This window comes from Solitalea lacus (assembly GCF_022014595.1).
GTDB lineage: Bacteria > Bacteroidota > Bacteroidia > Sphingobacteriales > Sphingobacteriaceae > Solitalea > Solitalea lacus.
The window spans coordinates 2,688,128-2,711,117 of record NZ_CP091740.1 but is presented as its reverse complement, the minus strand read 5'-3'; the positions used below and the strand labels follow the sequence as shown (position 1 = coordinate 2,711,117).

Sequence of the window (22,990 nt, the reverse complement as noted above, 5' to 3'; positions counted from 1 at the left end):
ATGAACATTAATAATATATTAACCCAATTGGGGGTTGCCGAAAATAACTGTGGGACCTCTACAGGCTCGCAATGGTTTGGGACCGGAGCTACTATTTGCTCTTCTTCCCCGGTGGACGGTAAACACATCGCTTCGGTACAAACAACTTCAACCGAAGAGTATGAAAAAGTAATGCAAACAGCCGAAAAGGCATTCCAGTTTTGGCGCAATGTACCTGCACCCAAAAGAGGTGAAATCGTGCGCCAGCTAGGCGATGCTTTAAGAGTGAAGAAAGAAAGCTTGGGCGCTTTGGTTTCTTATGAAATGGGTAAAAGTCTGCAGGAAGGTTTGGGTGAAGTTCAGGAAATGATCGATATCTGTGATTTTGCAGTGGGTCTGTCGAGACAATTGTATGGATTGACCATGCATTCTGAAAGGCCAGGCCATCGCATGTATGAACAATGGCACCCCCTTGGAATTGTGGGTATTATTTCCGCTTTCAATTTTCCGGTAGCCGTATGGAGCTGGAATGCGGCCTTGGCTCTTGTGTGCGGAAACGTATGCGTATGGAAGCCATCATCCAAAACACCTTTATGCGCAGTTGCCTGTCAGCGCATTATTGCAGAGGTGTTAAAAGCGAATGATTTGCCCGAAGGTATCAGTTGTTTAATTACCGGAAATCCGGTTGGAGACCTTATCAACAATGACCCAAGAATTCCAATGGTATCATTCACCGGCTCTACCCGCATTGGCAGATTGGTTTCTTCAACTGTTGCAGGACGTTTCGGGAAAACTATCCTCGAATTGGGAGGTAATAATGCCATCATTATTTCAAAAGATGCGGATTTGGAGATGTCCATTATTGGTGCAGTATTTGGTGCCGTGGGTACTGCTGGACAACGTTGTACCTCTACCCGTCGTCTAATCATCCACGAAGATGTTTATGATACGTTTAAAGACAAATTGGTAAAGGCTTATGCCCAACTTAGAGTTGGTAGTCCATTGGATCAAAATAATCACGTAGGTCCGCTGATTGACACCGCCGCCGCCGATATGTATTTAAAAGCCATTGAGAAAGGAAAAGCAGAAGGTGCTAAATTCATTGTAGAAGGAGGTGTTTTAGATGGCGATGCTTATGCTTCGGGTTGTTATGTTAAGCCTTGCATTGCCGAGGTAGAAAATCATTTTGAAATTGTACAGGAAGAGACCTTTGCCCCTATCCTATACCTCATTAAGTATAAAACCTTAGACGAGGCCATTCAACTGCAGAATGGGGTGCCTCAAGGTCTTTCTTCGGCCATCATGACATTAAGTATGCGTGAGGCAGAGCAATTTTTATCTGCCAACGGATCTGATTGTGGAATAGCCAATGTAAATATTGGTACTTCAGGTGCTGAAATTGGTGGTGCTTTCGGTGGAGAGAAAGAAACCGGCGGTGGACGCGAAAGCGGATCTGATGCATGGAAAGGTTATATGCGCCGACAAACAAACACCATCAATTACTCGAAAACATTGCCACTGGCACAGGGAATAAAATTCGATCTTAATTAACGAATGAAGCATAAACTTAAGCAGCTTGCCGGGCAGCTAAATGGGGAATTGTACACCGATAAGATGATGCGGACCTTGTATGCTACCGATGCATCAGCTTATGCAGAAATGCCTTTGGCAGTAGCCATCCCTAAGTCTAAAGATGACATTAAAACACTAATCAATTTTGCCAACGAAGAAGGTACCTCGCTGATTCCAAGAACAGCGGGGACCTCTCTTGCTGGGCAAGTGGTGGGTAATGGAATTGTGGTAGATGTTTCCAAACATTTGAATAAGATTCTGGAAGTTAATGCCCAAGAACACTGGGTACTTGTTGAGCCAGGTGTTGTACGTGATGAGTTGAACTTGTTTTTGAAACCCTATGGGCTTTACTTTGGCCCGGAAACCTCTACAGCCAACAGGGCAATGATTGGAGGCATGGTTGGCAATAATTCATGCGGCTCCAACTCTGTTGTTTACCAGAGCACCCGTGAGCATACACTTGAAGTTAAAGCTTTTCTGAGTGATGGATCGGAAGTTGAATTTAAAGCCTTGAGTTTTGATGAATTTATCGATAAATGTTCCGGCGATACCTTAGAGGCTACAGTTTACAAGTCCATTCGAAGCATGCTAGGTAATTATGAAAACCAGTGTGAAATTCGGAAGGAATTCCCCAAAAAGAGCATCGAAAGACGAAACACAGGCTATGCCATCGATCTTCTTTTAGAAACCTCTCCCTTTTCTGCCGGTACACCCGATTTTAATTTCTGTGCAATGATTGCTGGTTCGGAAGGAACTTTAGCGTTTATCACAGAGATCAAATTAAACCTTGTACCCATTCATCCACGAGAAACAGGTTTGTTGTGTGCGCACTTTGAAAGCATTGATGAAGCTCTGCGGGCAAATATTATTGCATTAAAATATGCTCCTCGAGCCAGTGAACTCATTGACCATTATATATTGGAGTGTACGAAAGAGAACCTGGAACAACGACACAACCGTTTTTTTGTAAAGGGTGACCCTCAAGCCATTTTGGTGGTCGAATTCGCAGGAACTAGCCTGGAGGAAATCAAGAGTATATGCCGTAGAGTAGAGATAGAAATGAGGCTTGCTGGGTTAGGTTATCATTTTCCTGCGCTTTTTGGAAAGGATATATCCAAAATATGGTCGCTGAGAAAAGCCGGACTGGGTTTGTTAAGTAATCTTCCTGGAGATGAAAAAGCAGTGCCGGTAATTGAAGATACTGCGGTTGATGTTCATGATCTTCCGGCATATATCGCGGATTTTAACCAGATTTTAGAAAAATATAATCTATATTCTGTCCATTATGCGCATGCCGGTTCCGGCGAGCTTCACCTCCGCCCTATTATTAATTTAAAAACGGAAGAAGGCAATCGCTTATTTAGGGTAATTGCCGAAGAGATTGCCACTCTTGTTAAAAAATATAATGGATCCCTAAGTGGTGAACATGGTGACGGAAGACTACGAGGTGAATTCATTGAACAAATGGTAGGTAAAAAGAACTATCAGCTGTTAAAAGAAATTAAAAATACATGGGATCCCAAGCATATTTTCAATCCTAATAAGATTGTGGACACCCCTCCGATGAACGAGATGCTGCGCTATAAACCAGGACAACAAACTCCGGCTTTCAATACAGTATTCCGCTATTACAACCAGGATGTTTTACAGCACGCCGAACAATGTAATGGCGCTGGCGAATGCCGTAAGACCCATCTCATGGGTGGCACCATGTGTCCTTCGTACATGGCTACCCGGAATGAGAAAGATTCAACACGAGCAAGAGCGAATATTCTAAGGACTTTTTTGACCTCATCTGAAAAGGTAAACCGATTTGATCATGAAGAAATAAAAGAGGTCATGGATCTTTGTCTGAGTTGCAAAGGATGTAAATCGGAATGCCCATCCAATGTCGATATGGCAAAGTTAAAAGCAGAATTCCTACAGCAATATTATGATTCCAACGGCGTACCGTTACGTTTATGGTTAATAGGTCATTCCTCAGTTATAGCCAAGCTTGGAACCTTGGTGCCTGGTCTCTATAATTATATGATGACCAATAAACTTATCAGTAATGCACTTAAAAAGTTGATTGGTTTTAGCATCAAGCGCAGTTTGCCTACAATCCATTCTGTAACGTTAAAAAACTGGTTTCAATCATATAAAAGGCAACATCCGCAGGAAAAATTTACCAAAAAAGTTTACCTGTTTTGTGATGAATTTACTAATTACAACGATACTGAAATCGGTATTAAGGCTATTCTGTTATTAAACAAATTGGGTTATGGGGTAACAATCCCCAAGCATATGGAAAGTGGCAGGGCTTTGTTATCCAAAGGTTTGATTAGAAGGGTAAAGAGAATTGCCGAGCAAAATGTTAGTCTACTCAGCAAGGTTATTACTGAAGAAACACCTCTTGTGGGCATAGAACCTTCAGCTATTCTTACTTTCAGAGATGAATACCCTGACCTGGTAAGTGACCAATTGCTTCCAGAAGCTAAAGAATTATCTTCCAATACCTTTTTAATTGATGAGTTTTTAGTCCAAGAACTTAAAAAAGGAAATATCGGTAAGGAGCAGTTTACCAAGGAACGAAAAGTTATCAAATTGCATGGGCATTGCCAGCAAAAAGCCTGGTTAGCGCAAAAAGCTTCTGAACAACTTTTATCCATTCCGGAGAATTTCCAGGTTGAAACCATTGCTTCTGGCTGCTGTGGGATGGCAGGGTCGTTCGGCTATGAGAGAGAGCATTATGATTTATCCATGCAAATTGGAGAATTGGTATTATTTCCAACCGTTAGGGCTCAGGCTGATGATGTACTAATTGCTGCGACTGGAACCAGCTGCCGCCATCAGATTTACGATGGCACCGGAAAAAATGCTAGTCATCCTGTGGAAATCTTGTTAAATGCGGTGGTGTAAAATAAAAGAAGTATAAATATTAAAACAAATGCACCTTTTTTGAGGTGCTTTTCATTTTCTGAAAGAAGTGAGGAATAGAGTTGTTGTCTTAAGGATCAGTTGCAGGTTAGCTATGGGTTCATTCTGCTGCATGCCACTTACATTGATCACATCCGGCACCCCGCCGGTCTGTTTCATAGGTAGATATGGTAGGTCGCAAACCGGCTTCTTACCTCAGCCTTCCCTTTGCTCCCACCATTCCCTCCACTTGCAAGCGGCTCGAACCACAAGCTCCACGCACGCTCAAGGCTGTTTTACCATGCCAGTAAAATACATGTCTTGCAATTTTTTATTTTAAGTTTAATTAAATAAATTTATAATACAACTATTTATATACAGTAATTTATCATCGTTCAAGCGACAGTTCTACGCGTTTGCTCCCGTAATTTTAGTATAAACGAAACCAGTTGCGTTTATTCAATTGTTGTGCGTCATGCTGCGTTTCAGGCCCAAATTAACGATACCACTTATATTATAATCAAAACTAATGAACATGAAGAAGATTTATTTGTCGTTATTATTTGTTTGTTTTACTTTTTTTGCTTTTTGCCAAGTAGACAAAAATGTAGGAAAATATTTTGAGTTTAATGAAAATGTGAGCCTTGAGAAATGCGATGGAATAGGTAATACTATTGCAGGAAGCGAAATAATTAATGCAGGAGTACAATTTAAGATTGATGGTACAGCTACAGGAGGTTACGTTATACACATACTACAGAAAGGTAGTGATGTCGCCTTTAATACGAGATTGTATTTATCATCATTTAGTGCAGCAACACTAAAAAATAGTTTACCTGACCGTTTTTTCTTACTACCACTACAGACATTTAATACAAAATGTAAACCAAGACTTACCAAAAATAGCTTTACAATTGGAACGGTGCTTTTGCCAATAAAAATGCGGTTTGGGAGTTCAAGTAAGGTAGAAAACATTTACAATAAAGATTTTCTATTAACAAACGATGTTTCACTTGGCTTTTCAATTGGGTATAAACGAAAATGGAGCCAAGAATGGGGCTTAGATATTTTGGGTGGTTTTAGTGTAACATCAATTCAAGTTGATAGTTCCACCACAAAAGGCTACTATAAATCTGCTTCAAACGCCTCAGGAGTTACTGGTCACTTTGGTATTTTATTAGAAAACAATAATTTTCAATTTGGCCTATTTACAGGAATTGATTACTTAACTGGTGGAGTAGGTAAACAATGGATTTATAAGGACCAGCCTTGGGTTGGAATTGCAATCGGATATTCATTGTTTAAGACTAAATCATCTCAAGACATTCAATAATTATTTTATGAAAAAGATATTTTTTACAACAATTCTTTTAGTCAATGTTTTAATATTGACTAAGTGTTATTCTCAAAAAACAAACGACTTTTCAATAATTAGTAGTTTTTATCAAGGTAGTGCCAAATAATTGTGCTAGTTTTTAAACAGGTTGGGATCAAGTACAAAAGTTGTGGAATAGGAAATAAAAGTTCATTTTTGTGCATCCTAAAAAACACCATGCACGAGTCCTATAAAGCCCTGATCCCACTGATCCTTTCTGAGTCCATTGAGGAATATTTTGAATTAACCGAAGTGGAGAAAAAAGACCTTCAATTCATATCTATTTAAAGGAAGTCAACAAGACCACTGAAGAGTATTCCGGAAACAAATTGCACTCCAAAGGCTTTTTTGAGCCCATCACCCCGAAGGATTTTCCCATTCGTGGTTTTCAGGTGTACCTCCACATTACCCGCCGCCCTGTCGGTTAGCGAGTGGCATCACTCGCTTTTAAAAATTCAGCAGCTCGTGGGTGGGAACATTCACCGGGCAAGGGTAGTGAGGATTAGGTCTAAGGAAGTGCAACTATTTCCAACTATTCCTTTCAATTTTAAATTGGAGGGCATTCTTTGCTTGATGTTTTCCAGCGAATTTCAAATTCGAATGTATAGGAAGGCGTAGTTGCAAACTGCGCCTAGTCGGGCTGCTATTTTACCAATACCATTGTTATTCGCGTTCGCGTAAGACATGATTTCACCAAATAGGATCTTGTTATCTGTTGATTTTGGCTAACCATTAAATTGCAATCCTATATCTACTATTTCGGGAAAAATTTATCAATAGCCTCCTTACGCCTTTTCGTGTGGTCGCTTTTTTTTGCATATGTGCTTAGTGTCTTCTCTGCATCCCAACTGTTGTTATCAGCCATTTTTATAAAACCGGATGTTCCTCTGGAGTTGGCAATTCCAAGTGCAATAGCTATTTGTCTTTGTGAATTCCACCCTTTTGAAATTGCTATATCAATAACTTCCTTCATTTTCATTGCCCATACTTTATCTTGAATTCTTTTCGATTCTTCACTTGCTAAGAATTTCTTAAATCCCTCTCTCCACCAAGTTTGAGAATAACACCCCCAACCATTATCGTTACCTGATTTTCCGGACGGTCTACATTTACTAGAATAATTGGCTATCATCTCCTGTTGTGATTTACCGAAATACTTCTCTGTGTCCATCTGCCTATAAAGGTCTGCAAGGCCTCCTACTGCGAAATGTGCGATACCTACTGTTCCACCATCCAAAGGGATTAAATCAGTATAAGTTTTTGATTTTCCCTCACGGCTTATGACCTTGTATAGAATATCACCTACCAATCCAGTTGCAACTGCATCTTGGTAGCCGTCTATTTTCTTCTTTGGGGTCAAGTTTGTGCTATCATTAGTTTGTGCGTTAGAACATAGTGATAGCAGGAATAATAAAAGCAAAATAGATAAAGAAAAACTCCAGTTTGGCTTTAACTGTTTTTTTAATATGTCCATTTTTCTATAATAATCAGTTGCTCAGGAAGTTTGTTCAAGTATTCCGAATTCAGCGAAATGTCAATTCCTGTGACTAGAAGTTTTTTTGAATTTAGGGTTCTGACTAACGTTTTTCATAAAAGTGCTTTAAAGGACCTAAATGCCAAATTCTTCATTTTCAAGCCGAATTTATCGATTTGTTTCCTTAATTTTCTTTTCTGATCCAAAAACTAGTATACTTTACCTAAGTAGGTTGAACCTTAACGTTAGCCAAAGGAGTCAATTCCTTTGAAATAAGGAGGATGGCTAATAACAATTAAAAAGACGAATCTTCATTGCGCCGATCCACAATATAGCGTTTCAGTTACACTAAATTACCTAATTTTTTCCTACATCAACATCCGGAGGTTTTATACACAAGTTTCTCATTTATATTTATTTACGCAATGGATAGAACAAGAAGGTAAAACAATCCTGAGAGTGTGTTGGCCTTGTGCCGCGAGCCGCCTTGCGAGTGGAGGGAATGGTGGGAGCAAACAGCAGCCAGAGGTACGAGGGCGGTTTGCGACCTATGTAGAAAGGACGCGGCTTTTGGAAGCATGGATTTGAGGGTAGTCAAGAGCCTGGCGGCCTGCACTACACAAGGGCAGCCTGACCGACTTAGCAGGCGAGGTTTTTATCCTTAAAATCACTGAGTTCTTTTTGTTTTAGTCTTAATTGTTCCTGTTCTAATCGTTTTATTTCTTCCAAGGCTGCGAAATACTCTCTGTTTATTCTCCAAGTTTCATTTCGTTCAATAACTGCTTCTTCTACCCGAACCATAATTTTGAGTAACTTATCTTCTAGTAAGGTTTGTCCGTCCTGCCACATGCCGCCTCTATATTCATCGATACTAAACGCTAAAATTCCAGTAGGCTCCAAGCGGTAAGGGTTCCATTTGTCGTTTGTTGGTACTTTTTTGTTGGTCTCACGGAGGTGAATTTTTTGACTGACATTTCTTTTAGTTACATAAGTAAATCCATTTCGGACTATATTGTAAATCCTCTTGCTTTAAAGTTGCCTATTAGCGTATTCATGATTCTTAAGGCTCTATTAGCATTTTTAGGGGTTGCTCGAATATCTATACAGTGTGGGCTTGTACCTCGATTTGGACCCGATAGATAGTTGGATGGTTTTTCTGAAAATGAATGTTGGGCCTCCAAAATTAGCTGATCTAGATTGATTAATTTGTTGGGTACTTTTAATGTGAAACCTTGTGTTTCAAGAATGTCTTTAACAAGTGGATCAATATCAGTGGTCTGCAGGTTGATGGTGTCCTCTCCTTCATAATCATTTGGAATTTCAGCTTTGGGTGATACTTTACCATGTTTTAATTTCATCCAATGACCATTAGGAGGTAACGGAATTTTCATTTCCCTACATGTTTTTACCTATGGGTTAATGTTCTTAATTATAGTTCATATAATGATATTAAATCATTAAAAATCAGTATTTAACAACAAGTCAGGTTGCCTAATTATGATTTGAGAAAAAATAAAATGAAGAGAATTTCATCTGATTCTGATTGCTTTTAACAAGAATGCATAAAGTTATCTAATGTCTAAAATTCTTCAAAAGGGTTATTAGAAATCGTATTTCTAATGACCCTTTTTGATTTTAAAATTCTTGAAAGTATTTAGTATCAAATCTATTTTTATTAAATTTAGTCAGCGTTTTTCGAAATTACTTCTATCCTTCCGTTAAGAAATAGCTACCAAATATTTATGCATTTTCTATGAAAAATTCTTATTGATAAGCTACAAGAACATTTACTGTCAACTTTTAAATTAAAACAATAAATTTTATGAAAAATCTAAAACCTTCGAGGTTAAAGTTTCTAATTTTCCTATCATTTCTTTTTGTTCTAACCACTAATTCCTTAAAATCACAGAATAGGACATTTAATGGTTATCTTTTAAAAGCCGTGGATATAATTGAAAAAAAGTGGGCTTTACGCGGTTACGATGTTAAAGGGGTTTTTACCCATGATTTAAATTTTGGAAAAAAAACTTTAAAAGCATCTCGTCCATCTGTTACTATGTGTGTAGCAGCTCAATTGGAATTAATAGTTACGGCGTTAAATATTTACGTTGATGAAACGAAAGATTCTACAATATACGATTATTTGCCTTTTAAGCACTGGGTTTCAACTCAATCAAAAACTTTTAAAGACTTGGTTTGGGTTAATTCTGGGTCTAAAGGTACTGCGTATGCACTTAATTCTTATGGTATGGGTACGATGTGCCATTATAAAGAACTTTTACCGGGGTCATTTGTCAACATAAATAGAAATAATGGTACCGGGCATGCAGTACTCTTTATATCATACATAGATAGCGCCGGAAATGAAATGAGTCACTACTCAAGCAAAGTAAGGGGCTTCAAATATTTTTCATCTCAGGGAAAAGGACCAGGATATGGTGGATTTGGGTTTCGCTACGCTTTTTTTGGAAATTTATGCCCTCTAATAGCTGCTGGCAAAAAGCGTGATTGTGGAATCATTCTTTCTGATAAACAATCCCTGTTAAACTGCGGGTTTATGTTACTTCCAAAATATTGGAATAAGCAAAAAAGGGATTTAATGATAGCAGAGGCGAAAAAAGTACATTCTTTATCTGAAAACAAGGTCAATGCCAAGTATCAAATCCAGAATACAATTGATGATTAGCAGCACTATTTTTATTTTATCAAAATAATGAAACACAGTACGTTATTACTTATTACCTTGTTTTTAGTGCACTACTCATTTTCACAAAAGAATATTGGTAGAGTATGTTTTTTGGGTAAGGATGCGAAGTTACATGACTGGCCGTGCATTGAGCAAAAGCCTACAAAAGAAGATAGTGTAGCCGAAGCTACTTTAAACACGCTATTAAAACCAATTGGATTACATGCTCAGTATATTATGAGGGAATGCACAGAAATTCAAAATTTTGCTGCGCTGATCTCTGAAAAAAACCAAATCAGGTACATCCTTTATAATAAAGCAGTGATTGATTCAATAGTCGACCCACTCAATCGCAATTGGGATATAATAGCAATATACCTTCATGAGCTGTCTCATCATTTAAGTGGCAATACTTCTAACCCAAATGATGAAAACTCTTTGCAACAAGAACTGTATGCTGACGAGTCCATCTCCAATTGTAAGGCCATTACCATCTGTTAGCCCTTCATATAATGTCAAAGCAGCGCCGGCTACCCCTACGATTTTTCCAGCAGCAACAAACCCTTTTGCCGCTCTCAATGCGGTTGCTTTATCTCCCCATGAAGTTGCAGTTTTCGCAGTATATTTTAATAATGACTCTGTTTTCGTTAATGAGATTCCTGCATAACCTAGAAATGAAGAAGTAGACCCAAAATTACTCTTATCTGCATGACTGAATCCATCCCTTAACCCAAGATGATTAACATCTCCAATAACAGGCTTCCTATCAATAAACAGCTGAGAATTCCCCCACCAAGAAGGAATTTCACCTTCTTTAATACTTGCATATTCTACCTGAGGAAGAGATCTACCTATTAAACCATTGCCGTAAGCCGTATGACTTCCATCAGTTAAACCTGGTACTTGTTTCACAATGCTAGCTAATGACTCTTTAGTGTAGTTATCAGCATAACTTTTACTTACATTCTCTAAACTTTGTCTATAAATTTCAGCTTGGTTAGCATCATACATATTACCAAAATCTCCATTTGCAGCCCAACCTGTACTAATATAAGTTCCTGGACCAAATGGTAAGCGAATACTTCCTCCTGTATAATTACTCTCTTGGAGCCTAGAGGCTAAGCTTCGGCCTATAGGCTTCTCTCTTTCAAACCTGTCTCCCATTGGATCATTATATAAGATTGGGTTATTACCTGCATAGTGATATGTCGACAATTCATCCGTAATTTCCGCTTTAGGATCCACAGCAATAAAACGCCCAATTGCCGGATCATAATTACGATAAAATGTATTATACAATTCAGGTAAACCACTAAAATCATTTTGCCACTCAGAGCCACCGTTGTATAGCTTATTATTAACCGGATTTGTTGAAACATAGTTTCCCGGCATAGTCAAACCAAACGGATAGTAGCTATTCTCTTGTTTCACTGTGGCGATACCCCCTACATCTTCCACGCTTATCCGTACGTTGCCCATGTTATCGGCAATCATGTATTCGTATTTCAGCCCTCCTTCGTTACGAACACGTCCTTCAACAATTGGGAAGTAGGCTAAAGTTCTGTTTTCATCAAACAAAAAAGTTAAACGCCCCGAATTTCAGGGCGTTTAACTTTTATAAAAACTACTAATTTTATTATTTATTAGCCATAAAATATTGAATTATTAAAGTAAGAACAAAAAATGGAATTCCTCCAAAACCAAATAAAATTGCTGCAGTACTTTTAAGAGGGTGAATAGTCATCATATTAAATTTTTCGATAACTCCAATGAACTTACTTTCTTTTTCAATTTTAAAATAAATCACTGCATAGATTACTCCCGCCATCATTAACATTGTAAAACTTAATACATTTAATGTGTTTTTTGAAACAAGTTTATGAAATTCAATCTGTCGCAAAAAAATTAATGGGCTGAAAAAGTAAGAATATAATGAAGCCGCTACCATTAAAACAGCTGCTGTTTTAGCAGTTTCATATGACTTTCCTTTTTTAAGGTAAATATTAAATAATTGAAAACAGCTTAGTTTAATAAAATCCATAATTAATTTACAATTGTTTGATTAAGATATTCTTTTTTTATCCCATCTAAAGCTCCAGACATATCTGCTACTGAATAAATACCTAAGCCAACTATAAATACTGGATTAGAAATCGTAGCTGCAGATAAAACTATCCCAATTCCGAAATCCACTAAATCGCTCGTTTTAATTTCTTGACCTGTAAAGTACTTATTTCCTAAACTTAATGTACTTACTGCAACACCAACATAACCTAGCTTTTGGGAGAATGTACCAAAACTTTTATCAAAACTACGCTTTTCAAGAACAGCATTTACAATGTTGCCGGATCTTCTTGCTGCTTGAGAAATTTCATTATACACCGCAGCTTGTGTCCCACTTGCTATTAAGCCAGCTGTACCCAGCATTGCATTTGCCATTTTAAATCCAGCATCAAGACTTTCTCCCACCGAAGCTTGTACCTCGCCAGTAAAAGGATTAACAATATTATCCGTGCCTGGTATATAAAATACACCGTTTCTATCTTGTTGATAATACATTCCAGAAGGGTTGTACCTTAAAAGTCCTCTGTCTTCTCTGATATTATTAAATTGATATCGGGCAGCTTGACGAGAAGAAGCAGCGCCTCCAACTCCCCAGGCATTGTGAAGATCTAAATAGTTGGCTCCAGCATTAAAAGCTTCTTCAGCAGATCTAAATATATGAATCCCATCCGTACTTGACCAGCTGCCTCCATATGTAGAATTACTCCATATACTAAACGCTGAATTTACTCCAAAGCCATAATTAATTGGATTAGATTGACTAATATGACTAATACCTCCTGGGATTCTTCCTCCTCCAGTACTATTGCCAAAATCAAAACCCCACTCGCTATAATTTGGTCTAAGACGAATAGGGTTCTCACGTTCAAAACGATCACCCAACGGATCATTAAACAAAATAGGATTATTTCCTGCATAATGATATGGTGACAATGCATCGGTAGCTTCCGCTTTAGGGTCTACAGCTACAAAACGGCCAAGCGCAGGGTCATAATTACGGTAGAAAGTATTGTACAATTCCGGCAATCCACTAAAATCATACTGCCATTCAGAGTCATGTGCACTTGTTTTTGGAATGTTAAAGATACTAGCAATACTATTGCTTTGAAATAGAGTTTTTTCATAAAAGTTAGGCTTAAACTGGCTATTTGGTAAAAATCATATCAAATCTGCCCTCTCTGACTTCCACTCTTTCACCTTGATCATTTGCAGCATCGAACCAAAAAGTTCCTGATACTATTTGTTTTTTATAATCGAACTTGGTTATTTTTAATTCGCCATTTAAGGGATTAAATATTTGATTGTTTCCTATTGTGAATATTCCATAAGACGCATAGGCAGATTCTTCTGAGACATTAGTTTTTAATTGATATATTCCACCTTCCTGAATTTCCAAATTATTAGTTCCAATCCCGATACCTAAATTCTTGCCGTTTTTTTCGCTACCACAACCTAAATTAAAATAATACCCATGTAACTGGAAACCATCTATGTATTGATACGTGCAAGTTAGTATTGGCCCACCTGTTCCTTTGGGCAAGTATGATTCACCATTTACCAAGCAACCGAAAGTATTTTTTCCCTCATGAGACTCAGGTGGTAAGAGGTCAATGCCAACTTTTTCTTTTTCTTTATCTTTTTGGCAAGAAGAAGATATAAGTCCAATACTGATAAATAGTAGAAATATTCTGAAAGGAAGTATCATATGAATTACTTATTTTTTTTTTGTAATTCTGTTTTAGGCACAATTTTTTCTAACTGTTCAGTAGTTAATATTTTTTTTAGCTTTTCATTTTTCTCATCAATCAATAAGTCAATTTTAGCTCTTAATTCGACTTCACTGAGGCCTTTGCTTAAAAGTATTTTTACACTTTCCTTGTATAAATTAATGATCTGAAAAGTTTTTAGTGCGGCTGCATTATTTAAACCAAATTGTTGTGCATAATAATTTGATTGAATAGTTTTTAAACTGTCGGGTTGCTGTTGAGCTTTAGCATAACCAACATTTAGGAATAAGATTAAAACTGGAATAGTCGGTAAGATTTTTTTCATAGTGGTAAAATTTGAAGGGTATATTAAATATATAAAAAATTCCTTTTATTTAATATTTTTAACAAATAAGTATTTAAGGCTCTAATTAAAAATGCTATTTCGTCACTAGACATTAGTTTATATAGTAGTTGGAAGAATAGTGGGGACAAAGTAATTCCTTATAATGTGCAAACTCCCCAGTTGTTTCTCAAAGCATACTTTTACAACAAAAATGTGTAAACAGCCATACCTGCTATTAATTAAATGCTTATCTAGAAAATTCGGACAAGAAATTGACGAACAAATTTAAAATTTAATAAAATCCTTAACCTGTTCGGCTACTCAGGTACCCTATGGGTATAAAGCTGATGCCTTCGCTGTTTCACTTTACATTTTCGTTCAAAACAGCCTGATTAAGTAGCCGGTTTAAACGTTGATGTTTGTTTAAAAGTTCTGGGATGCATTCTGCAGCAACTACTGCTATCTTCTGTTCATTGTACCATTTTCCACCTTACCCTCTCATAGGGTGGGATTGTCTGGTTACGGAGGGAAGGCGAAGTTCACAAAAAGCTTCCGAATCACAAGAAAGCAAGGGCCCCCCCGGACGGAAAAATGCTCCATATTGCGACTTAGCCTGAATTAAAAAGCTGGAATGCTCCTTTTGTAACTTGCAAGAATTTATTCTTCTCCTTAAAGAAATCCGGCCAATAATACCCTTGAAAACTCTTATAGCCACTCAAGAACACGAACCGGTACAAGCCAAAGTACGCATGGCGGCTTAAACTGCTACCATCCTCCATCTTGCTACACCAAACCAGTAAAGCAGCCGGAGTCACTTTTAAACACAGCAGTTCTTCCGTTTCATCACGAATACTGACTAGTAGCTTTAATATACCATCCGTATAGGTCAACACCTCGGTCTCCACCGAAACATAGCGGCGATTATCCTGACGGTAAACTGGGTCAGGTCGAAATCCCAGGCCACGTGTTTGTTTTGTTTAGCCATGATGCACCTCCGTTTCCATAAGCAAAACTGAAAGAGCCAAAGCAATTTCACGAGATTTATCTCCCAATTCTTCAGCAGATAAAATTAAATTAAGCTACAATCGGGCTTTAATCAAGATGTATGGCTAAAAGTGCTTTTGTCCTGTTAGGCTAATGCTCTTTTAAACGTTCTGTTCTTTAAAAACCCTAGCAATTAAATATCTTTCAACTGTTTCCATAAGTTTGAATTCATTTAGCGAAACATAAAATGGCACTGGTTAATTCAAAATATTCCTCAATGGATTCAGGAAGGATCAGTGGGATCAGGGCTTTATAGGACTCGTGCATGGTGTTTTTTAGGATGCACAAAAATGAACTTTTATTCCCTACTCCACAACTTTTGCACTTGATCCATAAGAATTAATGAACTTTTTGAGACAGGTACCAAAACAAAAACGCTGTAAACCATTCAATTTACAGCGTTTGTTACTTTTTGATTAAGTAGGGAGCGGAAAGTGAGGGATTCGAACCCCCGGACCTGTTACAGTCAACGGTTTTCAAGACCGCCGCATTCGACCACTCTGCCAACTTTCCGGAGGCAAAAGTACAAATTCAGGGATTACTACCAAATAAAATTTTAAAAAAATCTTTAATTAGCTGGTTTTAAGCCTGTTTTTTTGTCCGGCTGAATTTCTGCTTCTTCGCCAATCGGGTGCTTCCGAGGTTATAATTAAGCTCCGTTTTGATAACACAATACTTGCATTTAGCTCATATCCAATGAGTATAATCATTGAATTAATATAAAGCCAAATCATAATTACGATTAGAGTGCCGATTGAACCATATAACTTATTGTAGGCGCCAAAATTATTTATGTAATAGGCAAAGCCTATAAATACGATAATGGCCAGAAATGTTGCTAATACCGATCCTGGGGTAATAAATTTCTTGGAGCGGGTGGTTGATGGTCCGTAGTAATATAAAAGAGAGGTGGCAAACAGGAATAAAAAGGCTATTACCAGCCATCTGAATGCTTGTACTGCAAATACTAAAAGCCAAGCCCTGATGAGTCCCTCAGATTCAAGAAAATTCATGGTGAACTCCCCTACTATTAAAGCTGTTATACCCACAACTATTGAAAGAGCAATGTAGATGGTAAGTAATAAGGCAATGGTTCTTTTTTTTATAAAGCTTCTTCTTTCAGCAACTAATGAAGCCTTGTTAAATGCGCGCATTAACGAGTTTACTCCATTTGTGGAGAAAAATGCAGCTGCAATAAAACCGAAAGACAATAAGCTTACGTTTTGATTTTTGATAATGTCGAAAAGGGTGTCTTCTGCGGCTTTATAAGCGTTATAAGGTAATATTTGCATTAAAAGAGTTAACAGGTGATCCTGAAAGCCTTCAATTGGTATATAAGGTATTAATGTGAATAAAAAGATGATTGCAGGAAAAATTGCAAGTAAAAAGCTATAAGCTAACGAAGATGATTTTGTAACCAATGATTCTTTTTTCAATTCATTAAAAAAGAAAACAGCTACAGTATAAATGGGCAGTTGTTGGAAACCGGGTAAAGCAGTTCGCTTAGTCCATGAAATGAACCCAAGGTACAAACCACTTTTATTGAGTAACCGCTCTACCTTCATCATTTGAATAAGTTGGTTTATGATTAAAATTAGTTATTTGAATTGATTGGGAAACCTGGCAAAACGCACAGCTTAATTAGTTTGCAAAATATCCTTTCAATTTTTCCATAAAGCTTTGAGGAGCATGACATGGTTTATTTGTTGCCATGTCAACAAAAACCAGCTTGGTATGAGCTATTGTTAGCAATTCTCCTGCCTCGTTGTATAACTCATAGTCAAAATGAATGCGAATAGCCGGCAAATGCTTCATAATCGTTTTTATGGTAATTTCATCATCATACCTGGCAGGTTTAATGTATTTGATGTTTAATTCCAATACAGGCATCATAATACCTGACTCTTCGAAGCTTTTATAGGTTAGTCCAAGGTTGCGGAGCATTTCTACCCGTGCTACTTCCAAAAATTCAGCGTAGTTTCCATAATACATGTAACCCATTTGATCTGTTTCTCCGTAACGTACGCGTAGTTTGGTTTCGTGTATATACATTTTTATGTTGAATGATAGGTTATAAATTATGGATGATAAGTTATAACCTATCATCCATAATTCAGCATTAATTTATCGAGCACCTGCAGGGCAATGTTCTTCCAAATACTTAGTTAAAAGTTGGAAAAGGTGTTTACTTGTCCCCTCTCCTTCATTTATTGAATGTGAGCGGTTAGGGTAAACCATCATTTCAAAGCTTTTACCGGCAGCAACAAGGGCGTTTACAAGCATTTCGTGGTTTTGGTAATGAACGTTGTCATCTCCGCTTCCATGAATTAACAATAAATTTCCTTGTAATCCTTTTACATGATTTATTGATGAGCCTTCTTTATATGAATTTAAAGATTGTGGCAATAAGCCCATATAGCGTTCCTGGTAAATATTGTCATAAGTTAACATATTAGCTACACCTGCAACAGCCATACCTGTTTTATAAATTTCAGGGTATTTAAACATAAGGTTTTGGGTAGATGAGCCACCTCCACTCCAACCCCATACGGCAACACGACTGCTATCAACCCATTTCCATTTCAGAATTTCTTTGGTTGCCATAGCTTGATCGCGAACGTTTAAGACACCAATATTTTTGAATATCGCTTTTCTCCACTCTCTTCCCTTGGCAACAGGAGCTCCACGGTTGTCTAATGAAATTATAACATATCCTTTATTAGCCAGTTGTTGATGCCAATTGTTAGGGCTGAACACATCTTTCACAGTCGCAGCAGCCGGCTCACCATAAATATCGAATAGTAGAGGATATTTTTTACTTTCATCAAAATTAGCAGGTTTAATCATCCAGCCGTCCATAGTTATGCCGTCAGCTGTGGTAACCTGAAAAAAGCTTTTAGGGTTTGGCATGTATTGCTTTATCTGCTCTGCAGTTAAACGGTAACTTTCCCCATCTTTTAATTTTTCATGCCCGTTTAATTTGATAAACTGTTCCTGAGGGGCGGTAGTATGGTTTGAGAATGAGTGTACGGCAAATTGACCATCAGGAGAAGCATTGTAAGTGTGCGTTCCTGTTTGATTTGCCGGAGATACCATTGTTAATGCTCCTTTACCATCAATTTTTAAGCTATAGAGATATTGTTGTGTTGCATTTTTGGTGGAACCATAGAAATATAAAATACCTTTAGCCGGATCAATGCCTTTAATGTCCATAACGTCATAGTTTCCTTTTGAAATTAAACGTTCATTGGAACCATCGCGATTGAGACGATAAACGTGTCTCCAGCCGTCTTTCTCCGAAGTCCATAAAAACTCTTTACCACCATTTATGAAATCCCATCCTGTTCGGTCATATTGCCAAAAATAGTTTAGGTCAATCCAGGCAGCATCGCTTTCTTTGTAAACATTCTTGGCTGAACCTGATTGAGCATTGATAAGGTATAGTTTACAGGAGTCTTGTTTACGATTCAACTGTTGTACCATTAACTCATTACTATTGCCGGCCCAATCCATGCGTGGGAGGTAATTCTTTTCAGCATCACCCGGAATATTCATCCATTTGGTAGATGTTGCTTCAATATTGATAACACCAATTTTAGCTTTTGAAGGATTGAAGCCTACTTTCGGATACTCAACAGGGATTGTAAACGAATAGATAGAATCGGTATTATTAATCATCAGAAAATTGCCGATTTTTGATGCATCAATTTGCCAGTATGCTATTGCTCTGCTATCGGGACTCCACCGGAAACCATCACGACAAAACAATTCTTCTTCGTAGGCCCAGTCAAAAGTTCCGTTTATTACCCTGTCAGTTCCATCAAAGGTAAGCTGTGTAATTTTTCCGCTTTGTAAGTCTTCAACATAAATATTATGCTTACTCACATAGGCTGCTTTTAAGCCATCAGGTGAAAGTTTTGCAAATTGTAATGACGAGGCTGGTAATCCTTTGCCAATTTGACGTAAAGCCTTTGTTTTAACATCGTAAATCCAAAAATCGCCTCTGGTATTTTCACGCCATACACGTTTTGAATTACTAAATAACAATAATACTTGTTTGGCAGGGTCCCAAGTATATGATTCAACGGGTAATGGTTTAGCTGTTTCTTTTTGGATTAAATCTGCAGATGTTACCAGTATTTTTTTTTCAAAATTTTGTACCGGATTGTATTCAGCAATTTCAAAACCGTTAGAAAGTTCGTTAAGTAGTGTAAACAAATGCCCGTCTTTGTTCCATTGTAACTGGCTAAAATTCATAGCGTTTTCATCAACTTTTTTCATGCTGAAAAAAGGCTTTTGAATTTTAAGGTGTTCAGGCAGCGGTTGCGCATTTAATGGAATCTGAATGGCTGTTATTGCCATTAAAGCACAGATCCGGATTAATTTTAATTGATTCATTTTATTATTAGGTGTGTTTGTTTAAGCTGAAAATGAAAAATGCAGCGCCAATGATCATAAACGCTGCATTTTAATATAGATATCGTTCTCTTAGTTGATTCCACGGTCATTAAGTGCCTTCTGGAATTTACGGGCATTCACCATATGTTGTTCCATGGTTTCGGCAAAAGCATGATACCCCGAAAAATCATCTTTAGCACAAAAATAAATGTAGTTATGCTTTTTGGGATTTAATACGGCATCAATTGCTGTAACAGAAGGCATGGATATTGGCCCAGGAGGCAATCCTGTATGAACGTAGGTGTTATACGGAGATTGGTTAGACATCATTTTACCACGTACCCTTGAGATAGAAAAATCACCTTCGGCAAAAATAACCGTAGGATCTGCTTCCAATTTCATTCCTTTATGCAATCTGTTCAAATAAACGCCGGCTACCATAGGCATTTCATCGGTCCTTTTGGTTTCCCAGTAAACAATTGATGCTAAAATGCAAACCTTTTCAGGCGTTAAACCCAAAGTTTCAGCTTTTTTCTTTCTATCAGAAGTCCAGAATTTTTGATATTCATCATACATTCTGCTGAAAAACTTTTGCTGATTAGTGTTCCAAAATAACTCGTAAGTATTAGGAATGAACATGGTAAAAACAGTCTCAGGAGTAAACCCGAACTTGCCAACGAACTGTTCATCATTAAGCATAGCCAGGAATTTTACCGAATCAATTTCAAGTTTACGGGCAACGTATCCCGAAAATTGAGATTTTATACGGATGTTGTTAAATGTTAATCGAACAGGTTCCTGATTGCCGGCCTTGAGCATATTTATAATAGCTCTGTTGTTCATTCCTTTATTTATTCTATAGCGTCCGGCTTTAATATTGCTGTCGTTATATTTCATAAAGTCAGCACTCCATTTAAAGGTGTTAATGTTTTTCAACAAGTGATTTTTCTCTAAACTGTCGATTACATTTTTAAATGTTCCTCCCGTTGGAATGAATAAATATGCTTTCTGTTCAAAATCGCCTGTGTTAGGCTTTAAAAGTTTAAAGTAAAAGTAACCGGCAACCGATAAAGCGCCGATCGCTATTGCTACAATTACCGTTAAAATAATCTTTTTCAATGTGCCTATTAATTAGTTGGTTGGTTATAATTCATTTAACTTTCTCAGTGATAAAATCCCACCTTTCAGGTTACGAACATTTGAAAAGCCTGATTGTTCTAATAAATTAACCGCAGTACGGCTTCTTACTCCGTGAGCGCAAATTAGAATTAATTCATCATCTTTCTCAAAATCAAACTCTTCTATTTCTTGTGCCAGCTTGCCTAATGGGATGTGCCGACCTCCGATGTTATAAGTTTGAAATTCCATCAAATCTCTAACATCAATTATATTTAGTGCTTCTTTTTGTTCCAGCCTATCTTTCAGTTCTCTTGCACTTATATCCATTATTCTTGCCGTAAATAAATATTGATCATAGAACCTTGCTGAATGGTTGTTGTATCGCCTAAAACTGCAGGAGGTTCTTGTTTAAAAACTTTAGCACTGGCAGAATCAGTTATTGGTCCTTCGAAAGTTACTTTACCTAACAATAGTGAATTACCTCTGATAGTAAAGATTGCTTCTTGTAAGGTCAAACCAGTAAGGTCAGGGATTGAAATTGCGGCTGCTCCAAAACCATTGCCCAATACTAAACCTACCGTAGCTCCCTTGGCAAGGCCAGCACCTGCACTTATACTCATTCCTTTATAAGTTATACCCAAAACCACATCTTTGGCTATATCTGATTTATAGGTCATCTCCCCCACTTTTAAACCATATCCTTCAATGATAGCACGGGCTTCTGCAAGGGTTTTCCCTTCGAGATCTGGTAATTTAACTTGTGGAGGTACCAAAGATTGTATAAGTAGATAAACCGTACGACCTTCTTTTACTTCTGTTTTCGGGTCGGGATCTTGTTGAACAATAGTTCCAGCCTGTTTTCCTTGTATGTAAACAGTATCTACTTTAAACTCGATACTTCCTGAAGCAACCAATTCTTTGGCCTGTTCAATTGTTAAGCCGGAAAGATCAGGTAAGGTCAGGCTTTCGCCATGCTTGGTAAATATCCTTAAAGAAAAAATAGCGATGAGAATAAGGAAAAACACCATTACAATGGCTATCAGAAGATTTTTACGAAATTCGGGTGTAACTATAAATGCAACCAGTTTCTTAAACATGAAAGGTATAATCTAATTGAATCCAAACTTAATTAAAGTTTTAATAAAAAATAGCCGATTAATAATAAGCTGCTTTATATCAAAACAATAAATTGATTTATTAAACCTTCAAATATTGTTTTTTTCTTAGAACTGCATAAATAGTTAATTGGTTTATATTTGTCTTGATCATAAAACAACAACGTTCAGATAATTTTATATTGCTATAGATGAAAAAAACAATTGCCTTGCTTGCCGGAGGTTACTCAGGTGAATATGTGGTGTCATTAAAATCTGCTGCTCAAATTGAAAAAAGTATCCCTTCAGATAAATACACTGTTTACAAAATTATAATTACCCGTAACGGCTGGACTTATACTGATGCCAGTGGCGCGGCTTATGAGATTGATAAAAATGATTTTTCATTAAACATTAGCAAAGAAAAAATAAAGTTCGATTGTGTGTTTATCGCCATTCATGGCACCCCTGGCGAAGATGGAATGTTACAAGGGTATTTTGAAATGCTTGAAATTCCGTATACTACTTGTGATAGTTTCAGTTCGGCACTAACCTTCAATAAAAGCTATACCAATTGTGTTGTGGCTTCTGCTGGTGTAAATGTTGCCAAATCACTACAATTGTATCATGATCAAAAAGTTAGTTCCCAAGAGATTCTTTCTAAATTAAAACTTCCGGTTTTTGTTAAACCCAATAATGGTGGCTCAAGCTTAGGAACTTCAAAAGTGAAGCTCGCCGAGGAACTTGATGAGGCAATTGTGAAAGCTTTTAAAGAAGACGATCAAGTTTTAGTAGAGGAGTTCATTAAAGGCCGGGAATTTACTTGCGGAGTGGTTAAACGTAATGGCGAAATAACAGTATTGCCTGTAACTGAAATTAAAAGTTCGAAAGAATTTTTTGATTTTGAAGCCAAGTATACCCCTGGAATGACTGAAGAAATAACTCCGGCTGACATAGATCCGGAAACATTAAAAGTTGTTCACCAAAATCTTAAACGTTCTTATGCTCGTTTAAACTGCCGTGGTGTGGTGCGTATTGATTTCTTCTTGGAAGAAGGTTCTAATGCGTTTTATTTCCTGGAAGTCAACACTGTGCCGGGCCAAACTGAAACCAGTTTAATTCCTCAACAGGTAGCTGCAATGGGTTGGAATATCAGCGAGTTTTACTCTTCGTTAATTGAAGAAGCAATGAGATAATTGCAGAAATACGATTTTAGAAGTACGATTGTCAAGCCG

General features: G+C 37.4%; 22 protein-coding genes and 1 tRNA gene. 6 read left to right on the top strand and 17 right to left on the bottom strand.

The genetic code is table 11. The features are described 5' to 3' along the window. Both amaB and L2B55_RS11620 read left to right on the top strand, forming a co-directional pair. The gene (gene amaB / locus L2B55_RS11625) at nt 1-1,530 is read left to right on the top strand and encodes an L-piperidine-6-carboxylate dehydrogenase (protein WP_237845688.1); all 1,530 of its coding nucleotides are present in this window, start codon (nt 1-3) and stop codon (nt 1,528-1,530) included. Between the two features lie 3 nt (nt 1,531-1,533). Continuing rightward, nucleotides 1,534-4,452, top strand: a complete 2,919-nt coding sequence (locus L2B55_RS11620; RefSeq protein WP_237845686.1) for an FAD-binding and (Fe-S)-binding domain-containing protein — start codon at nt 1,534-1,536, stop codon at nt 4,450-4,452. Between the two features lie 51 nt (nt 4,453-4,503). Here the strand turns inward: L2B55_RS11620 and L2B55_RS18875 are convergent, their stop codons facing one another. Further along, a complete protein-coding gene (locus tag L2B55_RS18875; protein WP_255696422.1) occupies nt 4,504-4,629 on the bottom strand; it encodes a hypothetical protein in 126 nt (41 codons plus the stop codon). A gap of 355 nt (nt 4,630-4,984) precedes the next feature. Here L2B55_RS18875 and L2B55_RS11615 point away from each other — a divergent pair, with 355 nt between their 5' ends. Both L2B55_RS11615 and L2B55_RS19055 read left to right on the top strand, forming a co-directional pair. Further along, nucleotides 4,985-5,782, top strand: a complete 798-nt coding sequence (locus tag L2B55_RS11615) for a hypothetical protein (protein ID WP_237845684.1) — start codon at nt 4,985-4,987, stop codon at nt 5,780-5,782. Between the two features lie 284 nt (nt 5,783-6,066). Continuing rightward, on the top strand, nt 6,067-6,252 hold the full coding sequence (locus L2B55_RS19055; protein ID WP_420854523.1) for an ISAon1 family transposase N-terminal region protein: 186 nt from the start codon (nt 6,067-6,069) through the stop codon (nt 6,250-6,252). 326 nt (nt 6,253-6,578) lie between these two features. On the opposite strand, the gene L2B55_RS11610 is transcribed toward L2B55_RS19055, so the two are convergent. The 3 genes from L2B55_RS11610 to L2B55_RS11600 all read right to left on the bottom strand — a co-directional run bounded on the left by L2B55_RS11610 (nt 6,579) and on the right by L2B55_RS11600 (nt 8,689). Then, nucleotides 6,579-7,298, bottom strand: a complete 720-nt coding sequence (locus tag L2B55_RS11610) for a hypothetical protein (RefSeq protein WP_237845683.1) — start codon at nt 7,296-7,298, stop codon at nt 6,579-6,581. A gap of 639 nt (nt 7,299-7,937) precedes the next feature. Beyond that, nucleotides 7,938-8,198 carry a hypothetical protein gene (locus L2B55_RS11605; RefSeq protein ID WP_237845680.1) on the bottom strand — a complete coding sequence of 87 codons (261 nt, stop codon included), beginning with the start codon at nt 8,196-8,198 and terminating at the stop codon, nt 7,938-7,940. A gap of 107 nt (nt 8,199-8,305) precedes the next feature. Further along, on the bottom strand, nt 8,306-8,689 hold the full coding sequence (locus L2B55_RS11600) for a hypothetical protein (RefSeq protein WP_237845679.1): 384 nt from the start codon (nt 8,687-8,689) through the stop codon (nt 8,306-8,308). Nucleotides 8,690-9,120: 431 nt separating this feature from the next. Here L2B55_RS11600 and L2B55_RS11595 point away from each other — a divergent pair, with 431 nt between their 5' ends. Then, the gene (locus L2B55_RS11595; RefSeq protein ID WP_237845677.1) at nt 9,121-9,984 is read left to right on the top strand and encodes a hypothetical protein; all 864 of its coding nucleotides are present in this window, start codon (nt 9,121-9,123) and stop codon (nt 9,982-9,984) included. Between the two features lie 399 nt (nt 9,985-10,383). Here the strand turns inward: L2B55_RS11595 and L2B55_RS11590 are convergent, their stop codons facing one another. From L2B55_RS11590 to L2B55_RS11530, 13 genes are all read right to left on the bottom strand, one after another. After that, nucleotides 10,384-11,562 carry an RHS repeat-associated core domain-containing protein gene (locus L2B55_RS11590; RefSeq protein ID WP_237845676.1) on the bottom strand — a complete coding sequence of 393 codons (1,179 nt, stop codon included), beginning with the start codon at nt 11,560-11,562 and terminating at the stop codon, nt 10,384-10,386. Between the two features lie 58 nt (nt 11,563-11,620). Further along, nucleotides 11,621-12,025 carry a hypothetical protein gene (locus tag L2B55_RS11585; RefSeq protein WP_237845675.1) on the bottom strand — a complete coding sequence of 135 codons (405 nt, stop codon included), beginning with the start codon at nt 12,023-12,025 and terminating at the stop codon, nt 11,621-11,623. 2 nt (nt 12,026-12,027) lie between these two features. Then, on the bottom strand, nt 12,028-13,074 hold the full coding sequence (locus tag L2B55_RS11580; RefSeq protein WP_237845674.1) for an RHS repeat-associated core domain-containing protein: 1,047 nt from the start codon (nt 13,072-13,074) through the stop codon (nt 12,028-12,030). 118 nt (nt 13,075-13,192) lie between these two features. After that, nucleotides 13,193-13,753, bottom strand: a complete 561-nt coding sequence (locus L2B55_RS11575) for a Riean_0653 family protein (RefSeq protein ID WP_237845673.1) — start codon at nt 13,751-13,753, stop codon at nt 13,193-13,195. A 5-nt stretch (nt 13,754-13,758) separates the two neighbouring features. Continuing rightward, complete coding sequence (locus L2B55_RS11570; protein WP_237845672.1) at nt 13,759-14,100, bottom strand: hypothetical protein; 342 nt, start codon at nt 14,098-14,100, stop codon at nt 13,759-13,761. A 608-nt stretch (nt 14,101-14,708) separates the two neighbouring features. After that, nucleotides 14,709-15,005 carry a hypothetical protein gene (locus L2B55_RS11565; RefSeq protein WP_237845671.1) on the bottom strand — a complete coding sequence of 99 codons (297 nt, stop codon included), beginning with the start codon at nt 15,003-15,005 and terminating at the stop codon, nt 14,709-14,711. Nucleotides 15,006-15,572: 567 nt separating this feature from the next. Then, nucleotides 15,573-15,657, bottom strand: a tRNA-Ser gene (locus tag L2B55_RS11560). A gap of 59 nt (nt 15,658-15,716) precedes the next feature. Beyond that, nucleotides 15,717-16,712 carry a YihY/virulence factor BrkB family protein gene (locus tag L2B55_RS11555; protein ID WP_237845669.1) on the bottom strand — a complete coding sequence of 332 codons (996 nt, stop codon included), beginning with the start codon at nt 16,710-16,712 and terminating at the stop codon, nt 15,717-15,719. 73 nt (nt 16,713-16,785) lie between these two features. Beyond that, complete coding sequence (locus L2B55_RS11550; RefSeq protein ID WP_237845668.1) at nt 16,786-17,196, bottom strand: acyl-CoA thioesterase; 411 nt, start codon at nt 17,194-17,196, stop codon at nt 16,786-16,788. A gap of 72 nt (nt 17,197-17,268) precedes the next feature. Continuing rightward, on the bottom strand, nt 17,269-19,542 hold the full coding sequence (locus L2B55_RS11545) for a S9 family peptidase (protein ID WP_237845667.1): 2,274 nt from the start codon (nt 19,540-19,542) through the stop codon (nt 17,269-17,271). Between the two features lie 90 nt (nt 19,543-19,632). Further along, nucleotides 19,633-20,661, bottom strand: coding sequence for an endolytic transglycosylase MltG (gene mltG, locus L2B55_RS11540; protein WP_338092182.1), 1,029 nt, complete (start codon nt 20,659-20,661; stop codon nt 19,633-19,635). A gap of 24 nt (nt 20,662-20,685) precedes the next feature. Beyond that, a complete protein-coding gene (locus L2B55_RS11535) occupies nt 20,686-20,988 on the bottom strand; it encodes a rhodanese-like domain-containing protein (protein WP_237845665.1) in 303 nt (100 codons plus the stop codon). After that, nucleotides 20,988-21,758: a PASTA domain-containing protein gene (locus L2B55_RS11530; protein ID WP_237845664.1), complete on the bottom strand. Its 771-nt coding sequence runs from the start codon at nt 21,756-21,758 to the stop codon at nt 20,988-20,990. Before L2B55_RS11530 ends, L2B55_RS11535 begins: the two co-directional genes overlap by 1 nt. A 209-nt stretch (nt 21,759-21,967) precedes the next feature. Between L2B55_RS11530 and L2B55_RS11525 the strand changes: the two genes are divergently transcribed. After that, nucleotides 21,968-22,951 (top strand): D-alanine--D-alanine ligase, encoded by a 984-nt coding sequence (locus tag L2B55_RS11525; RefSeq protein WP_237845663.1) that lies wholly within the window; start codon nt 21,968-21,970, stop codon nt 22,949-22,951. Nucleotides 22,952-22,990 lie beyond the last annotated feature (39 nt).